Source organism: Neorhizobium sp. T6_25 (assembly GCF_002968555.1).
GTDB lineage: Bacteria > Pseudomonadota > Alphaproteobacteria > Rhizobiales > Rhizobiaceae > Neorhizobium.
In genome coordinates this window covers 18,441-34,438 of sequence record NZ_PVBL01000003.1, presented here as the reverse complement: position 1 = coordinate 34,438, position 15,998 = coordinate 18,441, and the positions used below count along the sequence as shown (strand labels likewise).

The following is a 15,998-nucleotide window of genomic DNA, read 5'->3' as shown; positions in this document are numbered from 1 at the left end:
AGGAGCGGCCCGGGAACTTCAACCAACAGTTCTGTGAGAACTTCGCCCTTGCAGGCAAGAAACGGGTTGAATCCTTGAGCCTAAGGCACGATTTTAAGGTCAATCACAATGCGGAAGTTTCCTCATGACAACGCATCAATACCTGATTTTCCAAACCGCAGCCGGCTTCTGCGGGATCGCCTGGAATGAGATCGGTATCACTCGTTTCCAACTGCCCACCAAAAGCGCGGATTCGACCGAGAAGCTGCTGCAGCGTCGGCTGCCTGAAGCCGAGCCGGGCACGCCGCCGGCCGAGGTTCTGGAAGCCGTCGACGCCGTGAAGCGTTATTTTGCGGGCGAGGAAGTCGATTTCTCGAAGGTCAAACTCGATCTCGAAGGACAGGACGATTTCTTCAAGCAGATCTATGCCGCCGCCCGCCGGATCGGCTGGGGGCATACGACGACCTATGGCGCGATCGCCAAGGAACTCGGCGCCGGTCCTGAGGCCGCTCGCGACGTCGGCCAGGCGATGGCGAAAAACCCTGTGGCGCTGATCATCCCATGCCACCGCGTGCTTGCCGCCGGCGGCAAGATCGGCGGGTTCTCGGCTCCGGGCGGCTCGACGTCGAAGACCCGCATGCTGGAACTCGAAGGCGTGCGCCTGGCGCCGCCGGAGCCGGCACAGCAATCCCTGGGGTTCTGACGCCCTGAACGACAAGACAGCAGGCACCGTCTCCGCGACGGTGCCCGGCTCGTGTCATGTTGCTGGGCTCCCCAGCCCCTCCACCAGCGCGCTCAAGGCGGCATCCAAGGGGGCCGATCCCACCTTCTCGGGCACCAGCAGCCCATCGATCGCAAGCATAGTCAAGCCGTGGATGAGCCCCCAGCCGGCTGCCGCCTGACCTTCTATGGGCCGCTTGCGAATGCTGCCTGCGGCTTGGCCGAGCCGGAGGATTTCGCGGAGAATATCGAATACCGCCAGCGCCCGCTCATTGAGATGCATTCCCACCGCTTTTCCCTCCTCCGCGCTAAACATCAGGCGGTAGAGAGCCGGGTTCTCTGTTCCGAACGCGAGGTAGGCTCGAGCTATCGGAGTGATTTCGTCGCGCAGAGTTTCGGGCGCCTCAGGCTTCGCAGCCGACAGGGATTCGCGCAGCCGGTCGAACCCGATCATCGCGAGTTCTGCCAGCAGCGCGGCTTTGTCGGGGAAGTGCTTGTAAGGTGCCGCGTGGCTTACGCCAGCCCGGCGGGCGACTTCCCGCAGCGTGAACTGCCAGCCCTTCTCCTCGGCAAGCATATCCAACGCCGTCTCGATAATCGCACGACGGAGATCACCGTGGTGATAGGGGCGGCTGGGTGTGTCCTGCATGGCACCTCGAAGTTACTTGTGACTACATTGTTGACAGTGGCTACTTAAGTGCCTATGTCAATGGCATAAGTTTCCCCTGTCTACATTGGAGTGGGCCATGAACGCAATCGCAAATACCACCGACGCTGATCGGCTAGGCACTCTCCTGGCCGCCCAGCGTACTGCGTTCCTGCGTGACGGGGCGCCCTCTCTGGCGCAGCGACGCGCTGATCTGGTCAGGTTCAGGGCCACCTTAATTGGGCACCGCAAGGCGATCGAAGATGCCATCAATGCCGATTTCGGGCATCGCTCGAGGTATGAGACGGCGATCATGGAGGTTGGAGGGGTCGCCGAGGGCACGAAATATCTGATCCGCAACCTTCGCAAATTCATGGCGCCGACCCGCCGCCACGTTGCTCTGCACATGCGGATGGGCAAGGCCCGGATCGAATATCAGCCGCTTGGCGTCGTCGGCGTAATGTCGCCGTGGAACTATCCGGTGAACCTCGCGCTGATGCCGGTCGCGACCGCGATCGCGGCCGGAAACCGGGTGATGCTGAAACCCTCGGAGTTCACGCCCGGTACCAATACGCTACTCGCAAAAATGTTCGGCGAGATATTCTCCGAGGACCAGTTCGCGATGGTGACCGGTGATGCGACTGTCGGGGCCGCATTCACGGCCCTGCCGTTCGACCATCTCGTCTTCACCGGCAGCACCGCAGTGGGGCGGGCGGTGATGAAGGCTGCCAGCGACAACCTTGTCCCGGTCACCCTCGAACTGGGAGGCAAATCGCCGGTCATCGTCGCCAAAGGCCATTCCCTCGACCAGGCGGCGGCGTCCATTGCTTTCGGCAAGCTGCTCAACGCCGGCCAGACGTGCATCGCTCCCGATTACGCACTCGTCCACGAAGACGACGTCGAGTCGTTCGTCGAGGTGTATGACCGGAAAGTGGCGTCCTTCTATGCGGACGGGCCCACGAGTGAACACTATACTTCCATCATCAACGAGCGGCACCATGCCCGGCTCCGGGGCCTTCTGGAGGACGCCGGCGCCAAGGGAGCGAGGATCGTCGAGGTCGGCAACCGGCCTGGCGACGCATCCCGTCGCCCCAACACGCTGGCGCCAACCGTCGTGCTCGGCGTGACGGACACCATGCGCATCGCTCATGAGGAGATCTTCGGCCCGGTCCTGCCGATCTTTCCCTACCGCGACATCGGCGATGCGATTGCCTATGTGAATGCCCGGGCTCGGCCGCTCGCGCTCTACTATTTCGGTGCCGACGATCAAGACCGACGCATGGTGCTGAGCCGAACAACCTCAGGCAACGTTACTATCAACGGGACGATCATGCATATCGCCCAGGATGACTTGCCCTTCGGCGGTGTCGGGCCCAGCGGCGTGGGCGCTTACCATGGCGTCGAGGGCTTCCGTACGCTCAGCCATGCCAAGGGGATCTACGAGCAGGGCCGCTGGAACCTCTCGAACCTGCTCCACGCCCCGTTCAGGCAGCCGATCGATATCATCCTCAACATGATGCTTCGGTGACCAGCATGCCGTCATCCAATCAAGCCCCGGAGCATCAGCAGATGACCACCCACACATCACTGTCGCTACGCGGCTCATGCGAATGCGGCGCCTGCTCGTTCGAGGTGCGCACGGCGCCGAAAGCCAGATTTCGGTGCCACTGCCTGATCTGCCAGGGGTTCAACGATAAGCCCTTCGCGGATGTGGTCGCTGTTCGTGCCAGGGACGTAGTGCTGAAAAACGCCGCCAATATCTCGTTCAGGAAATACCGTCCGCCGCCGAACTTCAATCGCGGGGTCTGCCGGACTTGCGGCAAGCCCATTGTCGAGGTTGCGGGCGCCGGGCCCTTCAAGGTGATGTTCATCCCGGCCAGCAATTTCGAGCCTGAGGCCCGTCTGCCGCCAGTTAGGATGGATATATTCTATCACCGTCGCGTGCTGGACATGCCCGATAGCTTGCCCAAGTACAGTGGCTATTTCGCGAGCGAGTTAGCAGTCGGGAAAACGATCATGAGTGGCTTGTAGCGGGCCGCCGGCGACCTGCCGGGCGTCAGTCGCGCGATATGGACAGCCCCGCGAGAAGCGGGGCGTATGCGGCGAGCCTGCGGGATACGAACTCCGTGAAGAGTTGCACGCGCTTCGTCTTGCGTGTCTCCCCCTGTGTGAGAAGCCAGAGCGTTCCGTACATGTGCAGGTCGGTGCCCGGCACCCTCGCCAGCAGGGGGTCGGCATCTCCGACGAAGCACGGCAGCGTCGTGATCCCAAGCCCTTGTCGTACGGCAACGACCTGCGCCTCTGCGCCCGTGGTCCTGAATGGAACCCCTGTGGTTCGAACCTCACCTTCGCTGGCCCAATCCGGAATTCCATGAATGCTGATGACGATCCACCGGATGGGATCAGCCGCGCCCGCACGCCATGCGGCCAGTCGATCGCGGGACATGTAGACGCCGCCAAACACCTCCGGTCCCTTCAGGCCGTGAAGATTGAGTGGCAGGGTCTTGCGGTCGTAGACGACGCGGATCGCCACGTCGGCCTCTCGGTTGGTCAGATTTGCCAGATCGCCGGACGACAGGATTTCCATCTCGATATCCGGATGCAGACGCGCGAAATCGGCGAAGTCCGGCATCAGCAGGTGTGTCGCAAGCGGCGGAGCCAGCGTCACCCGCAGAAGCCCGCGTACGCTCTGGTCGCGCCCGAAGACGCGCGTCTCAAGCTGGTGCGACGACGCTTCCATCTGGTTCGCGAGTTCGAGGACCTCCTCTCCTGCAGCCGTCATGCGGTAGCCTGAAGGCAGCTTTTTGAACATCTGCGCCCCGAGGCGTTCCTCGAACTGAGCGATGCGTCGCAGCACGGTCGAGTGATTGACCCCGAGGCCTTCGGCGGCAGCCCGCACTGAGCCTCCGCGCGCCACGGCAAGAAAGTATCGAATGTCATCCCAGTCGATCATGGTGCAATCCGGCACCGCGCGGTGCGTCTTCCCAAAGTCCCTATCCGACGCTTCGTACAGCAATGCGGGCGGCTATCATAGCTATTGTCGATCAGCACGGCCCAGTTCCGAACGGCGGACATTGATCGTCGCGATCTGGCGTCAGTCTTCCGGCCGGATCGATTTTGCACCACCGATGTGCGCGCTTCCACACTCAGAAACTGATGCTGGCAAACCTATTTCGAGGGTCTCGGGGGCGTCCCCGAACGACCAAAGGATGCATGACATGAACAGACTGAATGGAAAAACCGCCATGATCACCGGCGGCGCTACCGGCATCGGCCTCGCCGCAGCGAAGCGCTTCATCGAGGAGGGCGCCTTCGTCTTCATTTTCGGCCGTCGGCAGGAAGCGCTCGACGCCGCTGTGGCCGACCTCGGGCCCAACGCCCGCGCGGTCAAGGGCTCGGTCTTCGATCTGGCCGACCTCGACCGGCTTTACGCGGCGGTGAAGGCCGAGCGCGGAATCCTCGACATCGTCTTCGCCAATGCCGGGGTGGGAAGCCAGCTTCGGCTCGGCGAGATCACCGCCGAGCACATTGACGAAACCTTCGACATCAATGTGAAGGGAACGATCTTCACGGTCCAGAAGGCGTTGCCGCTGATGGGCCCGGGCGGTTCGATCATCCTGACCGGATCGAGCGCCGGCACCACCGGCGCCCCGGCATTCACCGCCTACAGCGCCAGCAAGGCGGCAGTGCGCAATCTCGCACGGACCTGGGCGGAGGACCTGAAGGGCACCGGCATCCGCGTAAACGTGCTGTCGCCCGGGGCGACCGCGACCGAACTCGCGAAGGAAGCACTCGGCGAGGAGGGCCAGAAGGTCTTCGCCTCGATGACCCCGCTCCAGCGCATGGCCGATCCGTCGGAGATCGGAGCGGTGGCCGCCTTTCTCGCGTCGTCGGACAGCAGCTTCATGACCGCCAGCGAGGTCGCCGTCGACGGCGGCCTGGCACAACTCTGACGCCGCTACGCCCGGCCGAGCGCTCTGTTCGATCGTTCGGAGCGCCATGGGGCTCGGTAAATAACCCAGCGCCGTTGAGAGCCGGGAATTCAATGTCAACACAAGACCGGAGAAACATCATGAGCTATGCGATTGTAGGATTCGGCAAGGTAGGCCAGGCTCTCGCCCACGCCTTCGCCCGTAAAAACATCGAGGTGGCCGTCGCGAGTCGCCGTCCGCCCGAGGCGTTGGCGCCGCAGGCTCGGGCAATTGGACTTAACGTCGTCGCCAAGTCGCTGCGGGAAGCACTCGAGGCTGATACGATCATCCTGGCGGTCCCGTTCGGAGAGCATCGAGAGGTTGCGAAGGCCCTGCCGAGCTGGGAAGGCAAGACAGTCATCGACGCGACGAACACGTTTGGAGTTCCCCCTGAAGAACTGGACGGCCTCCCGTCCTCCGCCTTCGTCGCGAAGTCGTTCACCGGCGCCAGGTTCGTGAAAGGCTTCAATCACCTGATCGCAGCCACCCTGGCTACCGATCCGGTCGTCGAGGGCGGCCACCGGGTCGTCTTTCTGTCTGGTGACGACGAGAACGCGATCGCTCCCGTGGCGGATTTGGCCAAACAACTCGGGTTCGCACCCGTCAAGCTCGGAAAGCTCAACGAGGGTGGCGCGCTGGTGCATGCACGCGGCCGCATTTGGGGCCAGCTCATCTTCCAGGATTTGTTCAAGAAGGAGCAGTGATCGATCTACGTCCGTGTGATCGATATCGAGAACTGGTCGCGCGCCAACGTCTTCGGGCAGCGCGCGACCGAATATCTGAAGGCCGCAAAGTCGCGAAGGTCGGGGTGGGCCTGGCGGCCTCCCCCTTCACTCCCACTCGATCGTGCCGGGCGGCTTGCTGGTCACGTCGTAAACGACGCGGTTGATGCCGCGGACTTCGTTGATGATGCGGGTGGCCGTGCGACCGAGGAAATTCATGTCGTAGGGATAGAAGTCCGCAGTCATGCCGTCGACTGACGTGACGGCGCGCAATGCGCAGACGAAGTCGTAGGTGCGGTAGTCGCCCATGACGCCAACCGTCTGCACCGGCAGAAGCACGGCGAACGCCTGCCAGATCGTGTCATAGAGGCCGGCCTTGCGGATTTCGTCGAGGTAGATCGCGTCCGCCTTGCGAAGGATGTCGAGCTTTTCGCGGGTGACGCCGCCTGGGCAGCGGATCGCAAGGCCCGGACCCGGGAAGGGATGGCGGCCGATGAAGCTTTCCGGCAGGCCGAGTTCGCGGCCGAGTGCGCGCACTTCGTCCTTGAAGAGCTCGCGCAGCGGCTCGACCAGCTTCATGTTCATGCGTTCGGGCAGACCGCCCACATTGTGGTGGCTCTTGATCGTCACCGAAGGTCCACCCGAGAAGGAGACGCTTTCGATCACGTCCGGATAGAGCGTTCCCTGGGCCAGAAATGCCGGAGAACCCTTGCCGTCGGCGGCGATCTTGGCGGCTTCCGCCTCGAAGACTTCGATGAACAGGCGGCCGATCGTCTTGCGCTTCACTTCCGGATCGGAAACGCCGGCAAGCTGGGTCAGGAACAGGTCGGACGCATCCACATGCACGAGCGGGATATTGTAGTTGTCGCGGAACATGCCGACGACCTGCTCGGTCTCGCCCTGGCGCATCAGGCCGTGATCGACATAGATGCAGGTCAGCTGGTCGCCGACCGCTTCGTGGATCAGGACCGCTGCGACCGAGGAATCGACGCCGCCGGAGAGGCCGCAGATGACCCGTTCCTTGCCGACCTGTTCGCGGATCTTGCGGATCATCTCGGCGCGATAGGCAGACATCGTCCAGTCGGACTTCAGCCCGACGATCTTGTGCACGAAATTGGAGAGCAACTTGGCGCCGTCGGGTGTATGCACCACTTCCGGGTGGAACATGGTGGTGTAGTAGTGCCGGCTTTCGTTGGCCGCGATGGCGAAAGGCGCATTCTCCGAAGTCGCGATGACCTCGAAACCGTCCGGAAGCTGCGTGACGCGGTCGCCATGGCTCATCCAGACGGGATAGCGGCCGCCGACTTCCCAGAAACCTTCGAACAGCGGGCTCTTCGCCTTGATCTCCACGTCGGCGCGGCCGAATTCAGCTGCATGCCCGCCTTCGACGACACCGCCGAGCTGGGTTGCGAGCGTCTGTTGGCCGTAACAGATGCCGAGGATCGGAACCCCGCTGTCGAACACCGCCTGCGGTGCGCGGGGGCTGCCTTCGGTGGTGACCGATGCCGGGCCACCGGAGAAGATCACGCCCTTGGGCTGAAGTTTCTCGAATGCTGCGCCTGCATGCTGGAAGGGGTGGATTTCGCAGTAGACGCCCGCTTCACGGATGCGACGCGCGATGAGCTGCGTCACCTGGCTGCCAAAATCGATGATGAGGATGCTGTCGGGATGAGCTATCTGGGTCATGGCGAGCCTTTAAAGAAACTTCGCCTTTCTGGCAACGGGGAACGCGGCGAAAATCGCGCCTTCAGAGGACGATAGCGCCATCCTCCAATCCCTCGAACAGGCTGTCGACCGCATCCGCCAACTTTTTGTCGATCACATGCAGGTATTCGGTCCAGTCGCCGACATGCTTCAGCTCTTCCTTGCCGTCCGAAATGCCGCGTAGGCCGATCAGCGGCAGGCCGAAAAGTTGGCAACAGCGCAGCACCGCGAACGTTTCCATGTCGACCATGTCGGCGCCGACGAGATCGTAGGCGGCACCGGAGACGATATTGCCCCCGGTCGATAGCGAGGCTTCCCTGACGCCGGGAATACGCAAGGGGAGCGGCATGATCGCCGGATGGTCGAGGAAGGGCGTGCGGCCCTTCTCGAACCCGAGCGGCGAGGCGTCCATGTCGCGATAGGCAACCGACGAGGCCTGATAGATTTCGGTCTGCTCAAGATTGCGGGAACCGGCCGAGCCGAGCGAAACGACGAGATCGGGCAGGTCGTCCGTCGCCTCCAGGCGTGTCAGCGCATGGGACAGCAGGACGGCTGCCTCGACCGGGCCGACGCCGGTCATCAGCGGCTTGATGCGGGATTTCAGCGCCGGGCCGTACTCGGCATCGACCGCCATCACGAAGAGAATGGATTTACCGCTGGCAAGGCTCGGCTCGCCGAGGGGAAGGGGAGAAGTCATCCAGTTACGTCCTCTCGGCCCCGTATCACCATCATGGTGCCGGTCATGGAAGCGATGAGTTTGGCGGGGCCGTCGCCGATCGCATAGGCGCGGCCGTCGGCGACTATTATCGTCGAGCCCGGCTTGGTGATTTCGCCACGGAACAGAAAACGATCGCCGCGGCCGGGCGACATCAGATTCACCTTGAACTCGATGGTGAGGATCGAGGCTTCCGGTTCGATGACGGTATAGGCGGCATAACCGCAGGCGGCATCAAGTGCCGCGGAAATCACGCCGGCATGCAGAAAACCGTGCTGCTGGGTGAGCTTGATGTCGAAAGGCAGCTCGATCTCGACTATCGCCTGTTCGACGCGTGTGAGCTCGGCGCCAAGCATCGCCATCGCGCCCTGTCGACCAAAACTCTGGCGCACCCGTTCGCGGAAATCGCCCGTGTCTCTCCCGTCCATGTCCCGCCCCTTTCGCAGATGCGAAATTGGCATGGCGGGCGATGTTCGGCAAGCCGTACGATGGAGCGTGCTTAATTCATGAGAACGATCGACAGGTTGAGGAGTGTCGCGAACGCGACCCAGAGCCCATAGGGCACGAAAAGCCATGCAGCCCTGCGGTTTTCCCGCCAGCTGGCGGTGATGAACAGCAGGATCGAGACCAGCAGCGGCACAATGACGACGAGGCCGAGAACAGGGCTCTCCAGGCCGAAGAAGGCCGGCGACCACAGAAGGTTGAGCGCGGCCTGGACGGCAAAGAGAACGAGGCGGCGGCCGTTGTTCTGGTCATACCATGTCTCGGAAAGTGCGACGCCGATCAGGACGTAAAGGACCGTCCAGACGGGCGCAAAAATCCAGCCCGGCGGATTGAAGGACGGTTTGTTGAGCGACTGGTACCATTCGCCGGGCTGGTTGCTTGCGCCGCTCAAGGCGCCGAGTGCGACGCAGGCGACGATGAAGAGGATCATAACGACGGTTTTGCTCATCCCGCCGCAACTAGGGCGCTTCCGTAGCGGGTAAAGGTCAGCCCAGCCGGACGATGTGCTGGTCCCAGGCGACCTGGCTATGCCTCTCGTTGAACCGTCCATCATAGGACGAAACGGCAATGCCATGATCTGCGGGCGCGACGCCGGCCGCCTCGCGGACGATCTCTTCCTTCACCACCGCTCCGGTTTTCGCGTCGAGCGTGACCGCAGCGCCGCCGACCGGCGAGGTGAGGCCGACCAAGCCTTCGCGGCGGTTGACGGCGATGGCGCCGAGATAGTTGCCGAGCCGGACCGTTGTTTCCTCCGGCAGCGAGACGAAGGACAGGTCCTCGCCCTTGGCAAACCAGCCGGCGAGCGGCGGCAGCGCGTTGCGCGGGCCTTCCCATTGGCAGGCGAACCAGATCCGGCCGTTTTCCGCGATGTCGAGATGGCGGGTGGAGAGCTGTTTGAGCAAAGCGGGCAGGCGGTGCCGCTGGATGAGGGCGCCGGATGTGGCATCGAGCAGAACCAGCGACGGTTCCATGCGGTCGACATTGAGCTTGGTGCGCCCGAAATCCGGATGAGTCTCGATGCCGCCATTGGCGATGACCAGCAGCTTGCCATCGTCGGAGACGGTCATGTCATGGGTGCCGATGCCGTGGGCGTCGAACTCTGCGATGCGGCGGAATTTGTCTCGCGCGTCGTAGACGCCGATCATGCCGCGATTGCCGTCGAAATCGTTCTCGCTGGCATAAAGCCGCGTCCCGTCCGGCGAGAAATGGCCGTGGCCGTAGAAATGCCGGCCTTCCGGGGAGGTGATCATCACCGGTTCGGTCTGCCGCGACGGGTCGAACACCATCGCGAATGTGCCGGGACGGCGAGCGAAGGCGACGGTGCGGCCGGTGGCGGTGCTGTAGGCCATGCCGTGGGTGCGGGCAGGAAGGGCGACGCGGTCGATGATCTCGCCGCGCTCCGAAACGGTGGCGACGCCGAACGAGCCGTCCGGCGCACGAAACCCCGAGGCATAGACCGCATCGGTGCGTTCGAGGGCCATCAGCGAGCGCGGCGCCAGCGCGGCGGTGAAGGTGATCCCCGCCGCCTTCAGGAAACCGCGCCGGTCGATGGCCTCGCCGCGCCACATGGCCTTAGTCGCCGTCCGCAAACGAGAAGCCGGAACTGAGCCCGATCGCGCCGCCATAACCGTCGTTCAGCTTGGTGATCACGTCCTTGCCGTCCGCCAGCAGCGTATCGAGCTTCTTTCGCTCGGCGGCGCTCTCTACCGCCTTTTCGAGATCCGGCGTGATCTTCGCCGAAAGCTCGGTCATCGACTTCAGCTTCGCCTGGGTGGCGGCGACGATCGGCCGGTCCTTTTCCTTCAGCAGTTCCACCATCCCGGATTTTTCGAGCAGGGTCGAAAGGCCTTCGAGATTGCCCTTGATGGCCGGCCAGGTGTTCTCCGAGCGCCAGAACAGTGCCTGTTTCGGGAATTTCGCCTTGTCGGCGCCCTTGTAGAAGGTCTCGATCCGCTGGTCGCGCACCGCTTCGGCACCATGCACGAGAATGCCGAGCAGCGCCGTGATCGCCTCGCCGCCGGTGCGGAAATTGAGGTTGTCAGGCCCCGGCTGTTCCCACGTCTTCTGGATACCGTCGGGCGCGTCCCAGATATCGGAAAGCTCCTTGGCGACATTGGTGATATTGCCGGCGACGGCCGCGCCATAGCGGCAGCGGTAACTGTTCTTCGCCTTCAGAAGTTCGTCGGAGCCCGTGCCGGCAAGCACGTATTCCAGCGCCCCGAAACCCTGCATGGCGACGCTCTTGGTGCCGAGCGTGGCGGGATCGGTGGCGGTCTCGTCGACCTTGGAGAGGACCGATTGGACCTGCTTCAATCCGGTGCTCTTGCGGTCGGGATAAAAGAGGATGCGCTCGAAGCGGTTCTGCTCGATGACGGGTCCGACGCGCACCACCTCGATATGCGCCCAGCTGACCGCCGCGTCGCGGAAGGCGCTTTTCGCGGCATCGTAGTTCGTCCTGGAGGGCGCCTCGCAGAGCGCCTTCATCGCCGTCGTCATCTTGCCCGCGGATTCGTGGAAGGCGTCGTATCCGGGTCGGATGAACCCGTCCACCGCCGCCGTCATCACCTTGGTGACGTCAGCCATCGGCAGATCCGCCGAAGGAGCAGGTTCACCTTCCTGCGCGAAGGCGGTGGCGGGAAGCAGCGAGACGAGTCCGGCAAAAAGGATCTTGCGCATCAGAGCGACTCCAGGAATTTGAGGAGGGCGGCACGGTCTTGTCTTGAGAGCGCGGCGAAGGCATCGCGGGCCTTCTGCGCCTCGCCGCCATGCCAGAGGACAGCCTCCGTCAGGTTTCTTGCCCGGCCGTCATGCAGGAAGAACGTGTGGGCGTTGACGGTTTCCGTAAGGCCAATGCCCCAGAGCGGTTGTGTGCGCCACTCGCTGCCGGTGGCAACGCCCACCGGCTGGCCGTCGGCAAGGCCTTCACCCATGTCGTGCAGCAGGAAATCCGAATAGGGCCAGATCAGCTGGAAAGCCTGCGCTTTGTTGCCGGCATCGCGGCTGGTCACGAATTTCGGCGTGTGACAGGCGGTGCAGCCGGACTGGTAGAACAGTTCCTTGCCCTTCAGAACCGTCTTGTCGCCGATATCGCGGCGGGCCGGCACCGCAAGGTTTTCGGAATAGAAGGTAACCAGCGGCAGGACAGGATCGGGTGCTTCGACCGGCCCGAGCCGCTGCTGCACTCCGGTCGGCATGGCGAGGCACGCAGCCTCCGCCTTCGTGCAGTCGCCGTGGTCGAACGGATTGTCGGGAGTGGAGATACCGAGGTCACCGGCAAAGGCGGACGAACTCTGGTCGCGGACCGAGGCATTCTGCGCCTTGAAGCCGAAGCGGCCGAGCTTCAGTTTGCCGGTCTTGTGGTCGCGCACCATGGCCGGCTTGCCGGAAATCCCGTCGCCGTCCTTGTCGTCCGGGTCCACCAGGCCGAGAATGTCAGCATCGTGGATAGCCTGGATCAGCCCCATGCCGATCATCGGCGGCGCGATCCGCGGCGAAAGCGTCACGTCGCCTTCCATCGCACCGTAGCCGAGATCGGCGACCGAATAGGTCGGCTTGCGCAGGTTGACCACTTCGCCGTCGCCGAGCTTGACCGGGATTTCCTCGTAGGAAATCTGCATCCGGCCTTCGGAGGCGAGGCCGGACACGGCGAGGTCCTGCAACTGCTCGCCATAGATCGCATCGGGGAAATTGAGTTTTCTGTAATCGGCGACCGCTTCGCGTTCCTCGTCGGTGCGCGCCGGACGAGCGAGCCGGAAGAACATCGAGGTCGCGTCGGCGCCGCCTTCCGGAGGATGGCCGCGGCCGTCCTTCAGATGGCAGCTCTGGCAGGCACGCGCGTTGAAGAGCGGCCCCAGCCCGTCGGACGCCTGTGTCGAGGACGGCGCCGAGACCCAGAGTTTTGTGAACAGCGCATTGCCGAGCTTGAACGTCCCTTCTTCCTCGAAGGTGATGTTGGCGGAGAAATGCGAGAAGGCATCGCCATTGACGTCGGCGCGGCTGGTCGCGGCCCCGCCCGACATGGTCTCGAACTGCTCGGCCTTGGAAAAATCCGTCGTCGGGCGCGTGACGCTCTCGACGCGTTTCTGGTCCTTCGGATTGAGATCCGTGCGGATGGTCGGGAAAAGCGCGTCCCCACCGATCGCGATCAGCGGCATGAGAAAGAGAGCGCCCGAAAGAATCGGCAGCAGGAAGACGAAAGACTTGGGCGTTCTCATGGGGGCATCGGGCCGCAGGCTGAAGGTCAGCCGCGGCCCGCCTTTTCATCGCTTATTTGAAGACGGCGTCAGGATTATCGAGGCTGTCGGAACCTTCAAGCTCTACTTTGCCTAGCTTCAGCGACGCAATGACGCGCTCGACGCTCTTGCTCTGGTCGATCAGGCCATCGATCGCCTTCTGGACGACCGCATTGCCCTCGGCATTGCCTTCGCCGATCATCTGGTCGTAGGCCTCGACCTTCTTCGCCCGGTCGGCCATGGCGTTCATGGCCGCGAGCGTCGCGTCCAGCTTGCCAAGCATTTCGGTATCGAGCCCCTTGTCGTTCGCGGCAACCAGCTCGGAGAGCGACGGACCGGTCATCTTGGTGCCGTCGACGCGGGTATATTCGCCCGTATAGGCCGACTTGATGCCGATCGCGTCGTTGAGATGCGAGTTGTAGGTGTTGTCGGAGAAGCAATCATGCTCTTCTTCCGGGTCGTGCAACAGCAGGCCGAGCTTCATGCGCTCGCCGGCAAGCTCGCCGTAGGAGAGCGAACCCATGCCCGTCAGGATGGCGGTCAGGCCCTTCTTGGAATTGGCTTCGACGTTCTTGGTCGCCTTGCCCTTGGGCGCCCAGGCGGTCACCATGTCCTTGAGGTCGGAGACCAGCAGCGCGGACGCGGCCTTCAGGTATTCGCCGCGGCGGTCACAATGTCCGTTGGTGCAATTGGCCTTGTCGTAGTCCGTATAGGGACGCTTGCCGGCGCCGGGTCCGGTGCCGTTCAAATCCTGGCCCCAGAGCAGGAACTCGATGACGTGGTAACCGGTCGCGACGTTCGCCTCGATCTCGCCGGCTTCGTTCAGGCTGTGCAGCGTCTTGGCGTCGAACTTCGTAAGGTTGAGCGTCTTGCCGTTGACCTTGATCTTCGGGTTGGCAATGACGTTGGCGGTATAGAGTGCGTTCTCGTCGCTTTCCTTGCCGTAGGAGGCGTCGACATAGTCGATCAGGCCTTCATCGAGCGGCCAGGCATTCACCTTGCCTTCCCAATCGTCGACGATCGGGTTGCCGAAACGATAGACTTCCGTCTGCTGGTAGGGAACGCGGGCGGCGATCCATGCGTCCTTGGCAGCCTTCAGCGTCTCTTCGCCGGGCTTGGCGAGGAATGCGTTGATTGCCTTGTCGAGGGCCTGCGCTGTTGTCAGCGAGTCCTCGTATTTCGCATGCGCTAGCTCGGCATAATGCTTGAGGACGGCGGCGGATGTGGTGGCGGCCTGCGCCTCTGTCACGACGAACGCCGCGGAGGCGGCGAAAAGCGCCAGGGCGGCGCCGAGAACGGTCTTGCGGATCATGTCCCTCTCCTTCACGGCCCGGATCTCTCCCCGGCCGTCAAAGGGTTCATCGCGCAATTGGAAACTGGTGTCAAACTATCTAGTTTAGAATAATTTGAAAGTAGAACTCGACTTTGGCTTTGATCCTGTCGCACTCAAACTTTGCGTTGCATGCGGCAGAAAAAGAATCCGTCCGTATCGGTACTTGCGGGCGTCAAGGTTACGGTCAGTGCATCTTTCGAGCGAGGCCGCGGCGCGTCCTTTCCGAAAATGCGATCCCAATGCTCCGCTGCGGGCGCGATGGAAAACTCCGGGTTTTCGGCGCAGAAGCGCGAGACCTGGGCATCGTTCTCCTCCGGGAGGATGGAGCAGGTGACATAGAGAAGTGCACCGCCCGGCTTCACGAAGACGGCGGCTTCGGAAAGCGCCTCCTGCTGCTGGGTAATGCGCTCGTCGAGATTCTTCGGGGTCAGTCGCCACTTGGTGTCCGGGCGGCGGCGCCAGGTGCCGGTGCCGGTGCAGGGCGCATCGACCAGGACCGCATCGAGCTTGCCTTTCAGGGCGTTGAGTTGGGGCGCGTCGTCATGCACCTGCACATTGCGGGTGCCCGCGCGCCGCAGCCGCTCGATGATCGGCGCCAGCCGCTTGCGGTCGGCGTCATAGGCGTGGATCTGGCCCTTGTTGTGCATGGCGGCGGCCATGGCTAGCGTCTTGCCGCCGCCGCCGGCGCAGTAATCGAGAACCTGGTCGTGTTCGCCCGGCTGCACGAGCTCGGCGACGATCTGCGAGCCTTCGTCCTGAACTTCGAACCAGCCTTTCTGGAACGAAAGCTCGGCGGTGACGTTGGGCAGACGCGACGCTCCTTCGCCGGCGGCAATCCGGATGCCGTTGCGGGCAATGCGCGAAGCCTTGGCGTTCGAGCGTTCCAACGCCCTGACGACCTTCTCGCGAGACGCCTTCAGCGTGTTGGCGCGCAGATCGAGGGTCGGGCGATCGGCCAGTGCCTTGGCCTCAACAAGCCAGTCCTCGCCGAAATTGGCTTCGAAGGACGGCTGGATCCAGTCGGGTATGTCTCCCTGCACATGCAGGGGCGCATCCTCGAGACGGCGGGAGGCGAGCGACGAGAGGTTCGCCTCGGTCAGAGCCGGTGGCGCGAAGCGGTCGTCGGTAAACTCGGCCTGGAGTGCCTCGGGTGTGAAGCCCCATTGCCGGATGAGGACCGCGTAGGCGAGGGCCGCCGGGCTTTCGTCGTCCATGAGCCAGGCATGCGACAGACGCATGCGCAATGCGTCGTAGACGATGTTGCCTATTGCAGCACGATCGCCGGAACCGGCGAAACGATGGGCGAGGCCCCAGTCCTTGAGAGCGTCGGCTACAGGACGCCTGCGCGTCTCGATATCGGCCAGAACCTCAATGGCTCCGGCAATTCGTCCGCCCAATCGCATGTCGCTCTCCGTGTCGGTTGCACCCGTGTGGCACGGGTCGTAACCGTGATCGCGCGATAGGGCAATAGG

The 15,998-nt window shown here is 63.1% G+C and carries 16 protein-coding genes; 5 read left to right on the top strand and 11 right to left on the bottom strand.

The features are described from left to right. Positions 1 to 124 precede the first annotated feature (124 nt). On the top strand, positions 125 to 682 hold the full coding sequence (locus C5L10_RS04660) for a methylated-DNA--[protein]-cysteine S-methyltransferase (protein WP_105428719.1): 558 nt from the start codon (positions 125 to 127) through the stop codon (positions 680 to 682). Positions 683 to 736: 54 nt separating this feature from the next. On the opposite strand, the gene C5L10_RS04655 is transcribed toward C5L10_RS04660, so the two are convergent. Continuing rightward, positions 737 to 1,348, bottom strand: coding sequence for a TetR/AcrR family transcriptional regulator (locus C5L10_RS04655; RefSeq protein ID WP_046667324.1), 612 nt, complete (start codon positions 1,346 to 1,348; stop codon positions 737 to 739). A 97-nt stretch (positions 1,349 to 1,445) separates the two neighbouring features. On the opposite strand from C5L10_RS04655, the gene C5L10_RS04650 reads away from it, so the two are divergent. Together C5L10_RS04650 and C5L10_RS04645 are read left to right on the top strand one after the other, a co-directional pair. Further along, positions 1,446 to 2,873, top strand: coding sequence for a coniferyl aldehyde dehydrogenase (locus tag C5L10_RS04650; RefSeq protein ID WP_105428718.1), 1,428 nt, complete (start codon positions 1,446 to 1,448; stop codon positions 2,871 to 2,873). 41 nt (positions 2,874 to 2,914) lie between these two features. Beyond that, positions 2,915 to 3,376 carry a GFA family protein gene (locus C5L10_RS04645; protein ID WP_105428717.1) on the top strand — a complete coding sequence of 154 codons (462 nt, stop codon included), beginning with the start codon at positions 2,915 to 2,917 and terminating at the stop codon, positions 3,374 to 3,376. Positions 3,377 to 3,401: 25 nt separating this feature from the next. Here C5L10_RS04645 and C5L10_RS04640 read toward each other — a convergent pair whose 3' ends face one another. Continuing rightward, positions 3,402 to 4,298 carry a LysR family transcriptional regulator gene (locus C5L10_RS04640; protein ID WP_105428716.1) on the bottom strand — a complete coding sequence of 299 codons (897 nt, stop codon included), beginning with the start codon at positions 4,296 to 4,298 and terminating at the stop codon, positions 3,402 to 3,404. 265 nt (positions 4,299 to 4,563) lie between these two features. Between C5L10_RS04640 and C5L10_RS04635 the strand changes: the two genes are divergently transcribed. Both C5L10_RS04635 and C5L10_RS04630 read left to right on the top strand, forming a co-directional pair. Beyond that, positions 4,564 to 5,298, top strand: a complete 735-nt coding sequence (locus C5L10_RS04635) for an SDR family NAD(P)-dependent oxidoreductase (protein ID WP_105428715.1) — start codon at positions 4,564 to 4,566, stop codon at positions 5,296 to 5,298. A 119-nt stretch (positions 5,299 to 5,417) separates the two neighbouring features. Next, positions 5,418 to 6,020, top strand: a complete 603-nt coding sequence (locus C5L10_RS04630; RefSeq protein ID WP_105428714.1) for an NADPH-dependent F420 reductase — start codon at positions 5,418 to 5,420, stop codon at positions 6,018 to 6,020. A 126-nt stretch (positions 6,021 to 6,146) separates the two neighbouring features. On the opposite strand, the gene guaA is transcribed toward C5L10_RS04630, so the two are convergent. The 9 genes from guaA to C5L10_RS04585 form a co-directional block, all read right to left on the bottom strand. After that, positions 6,147 to 7,724 (bottom strand): glutamine-hydrolyzing GMP synthase, encoded by a 1,578-nt coding sequence (gene guaA / locus C5L10_RS04625; RefSeq protein ID WP_105402449.1) that lies wholly within the window; start codon positions 7,722 to 7,724, stop codon positions 6,147 to 6,149. A gap of 61 nt (positions 7,725 to 7,785) precedes the next feature. Continuing rightward, positions 7,786 to 8,439, bottom strand: coding sequence for a 5'-methylthioadenosine/S-adenosylhomocysteine nucleosidase (locus tag C5L10_RS04620; RefSeq protein ID WP_105428713.1), 654 nt, complete (start codon positions 8,437 to 8,439; stop codon positions 7,786 to 7,788). After that, positions 8,436 to 8,885: a PaaI family thioesterase gene (locus C5L10_RS04615; RefSeq protein ID WP_105402451.1), complete on the bottom strand. Its 450-nt coding sequence runs from the start codon at positions 8,883 to 8,885 to the stop codon at positions 8,436 to 8,438. The genes C5L10_RS04620 and C5L10_RS04615 overlap by 4 nt, the downstream gene beginning before the upstream one ends. A gap of 71 nt (positions 8,886 to 8,956) precedes the next feature. Further along, on the bottom strand, positions 8,957 to 9,409 hold the full coding sequence (locus tag C5L10_RS04610) for a TspO/MBR family protein (RefSeq protein WP_105428712.1): 453 nt from the start codon (positions 9,407 to 9,409) through the stop codon (positions 8,957 to 8,959). Positions 9,410 to 9,446: 37 nt separating this feature from the next. Beyond that, positions 9,447 to 10,529, bottom strand: coding sequence for a DUF1513 domain-containing protein (locus tag C5L10_RS04605; RefSeq protein WP_105428711.1), 1,083 nt, complete (start codon positions 10,527 to 10,529; stop codon positions 9,447 to 9,449). A 4-nt stretch (positions 10,530 to 10,533) separates the two neighbouring features. Then, entirely contained in the window at positions 10,534 to 11,637 is a 1,104-nt protein-coding gene (locus C5L10_RS04600) for an imelysin family protein (RefSeq protein ID WP_105428710.1), read from the bottom strand. Continuing rightward, complete coding sequence (locus tag C5L10_RS04595; RefSeq protein ID WP_105428709.1) at positions 11,637 to 13,175, bottom strand: di-heme oxidoredictase family protein; 1,539 nt, start codon at positions 13,173 to 13,175, stop codon at positions 11,637 to 11,639. The genes C5L10_RS04600 and C5L10_RS04595 overlap by 1 nt, the downstream gene beginning before the upstream one ends. A 52-nt stretch (positions 13,176 to 13,227) precedes the next feature. Next, the gene (locus tag C5L10_RS04590; protein WP_105428708.1) at positions 13,228 to 14,505 is read right to left on the bottom strand and encodes an imelysin family protein; all 1,278 of its coding nucleotides are present in this window, start codon (positions 14,503 to 14,505) and stop codon (positions 13,228 to 13,230) included. Positions 14,506 to 14,639: 134 nt separating this feature from the next. After that, the gene (locus tag C5L10_RS04585) at positions 14,640 to 15,929 is read right to left on the bottom strand and encodes an RsmB/NOP family class I SAM-dependent RNA methyltransferase (protein WP_105428707.1); all 1,290 of its coding nucleotides are present in this window, start codon (positions 15,927 to 15,929) and stop codon (positions 14,640 to 14,642) included. Between the last annotated feature and the right edge of the window lie 69 nt (positions 15,930 to 15,998).

What these genes read in the sequence shown, in the direction of transcription:
- C5L10_RS04635 (WP_105428715.1), top strand. Translation starts at nt 4,564, where the DNA reads ATGAACAGACTGAATGGAAAAACCGCCATGATCACCGGCGGCGCTACC.
- C5L10_RS04620 (WP_105428713.1), bottom strand. Translation starts at nt 8,439, where the DNA reads ATGACTTCTCCCCTTCCCCTCGGCGAGCCGAGCCTTGCCAGCGGTAAA.
- C5L10_RS04585 (WP_105428707.1), bottom strand. Translation starts at nt 15,929, where the DNA reads ATGCGATTGGGCGGACGAATTGCCGGAGCCATTGAGGTTCTGGCCGAT.
- C5L10_RS04600 (WP_105428710.1), bottom strand. Translation starts at nt 11,637, where the DNA reads ATGCGCAAGATCCTTTTTGCCGGACTCGTCTCGCTGCTTCCCGCCACC.
- C5L10_RS04630 (WP_105428714.1), top strand. Translation starts at nt 5,418, where the DNA reads ATGAGCTATGCGATTGTAGGATTCGGCAAGGTAGGCCAGGCTCTCGCC.
- guaA (WP_105402449.1), bottom strand. Translation starts at nt 7,724, where the DNA reads ATGACCCAGATAGCTCATCCCGACAGCATCCTCATCATCGATTTTGGC.
- C5L10_RS04655 (WP_046667324.1), bottom strand. Translation starts at nt 1,348, where the DNA reads ATGCAGGACACACCCAGCCGCCCCTATCACCACGGTGATCTCCGTCGT.
- C5L10_RS04615 (WP_105402451.1), bottom strand. Translation starts at nt 8,885, where the DNA reads ATGGACGGGAGAGACACGGGCGATTTCCGCGAACGGGTGCGCCAGAGT.
- C5L10_RS04660 (WP_105428719.1), top strand. Translation starts at nt 125, where the DNA reads ATGACAACGCATCAATACCTGATTTTCCAAACCGCAGCCGGCTTCTGC.
- C5L10_RS04595 (WP_105428709.1), bottom strand. Translation starts at nt 13,175, where the DNA reads ATGAGAACGCCCAAGTCTTTCGTCTTCCTGCTGCCGATTCTTTCGGGC.
- C5L10_RS04605 (WP_105428711.1), bottom strand. Translation starts at nt 10,529, where the DNA reads ATGTGGCGCGGCGAGGCCATCGACCGGCGCGGTTTCCTGAAGGCGGCG.
- C5L10_RS04590 (WP_105428708.1), bottom strand. Translation starts at nt 14,505, where the DNA reads ATGATCCGCAAGACCGTTCTCGGCGCCGCCCTGGCGCTTTTCGCCGCC.
- C5L10_RS04640 (WP_105428716.1), bottom strand. Translation starts at nt 4,298, where the DNA reads ATGATCGACTGGGATGACATTCGATACTTTCTTGCCGTGGCGCGCGGA.
- C5L10_RS04610 (WP_105428712.1), bottom strand. Translation starts at nt 9,409, where the DNA reads ATGAGCAAAACCGTCGTTATGATCCTCTTCATCGTCGCCTGCGTCGCA.
- C5L10_RS04650 (WP_105428718.1), top strand. Translation starts at nt 1,446, where the DNA reads ATGAACGCAATCGCAAATACCACCGACGCTGATCGGCTAGGCACTCTC.
- C5L10_RS04645 (WP_105428717.1), top strand. Translation starts at nt 2,915, where the DNA reads ATGACCACCCACACATCACTGTCGCTACGCGGCTCATGCGAATGCGGC.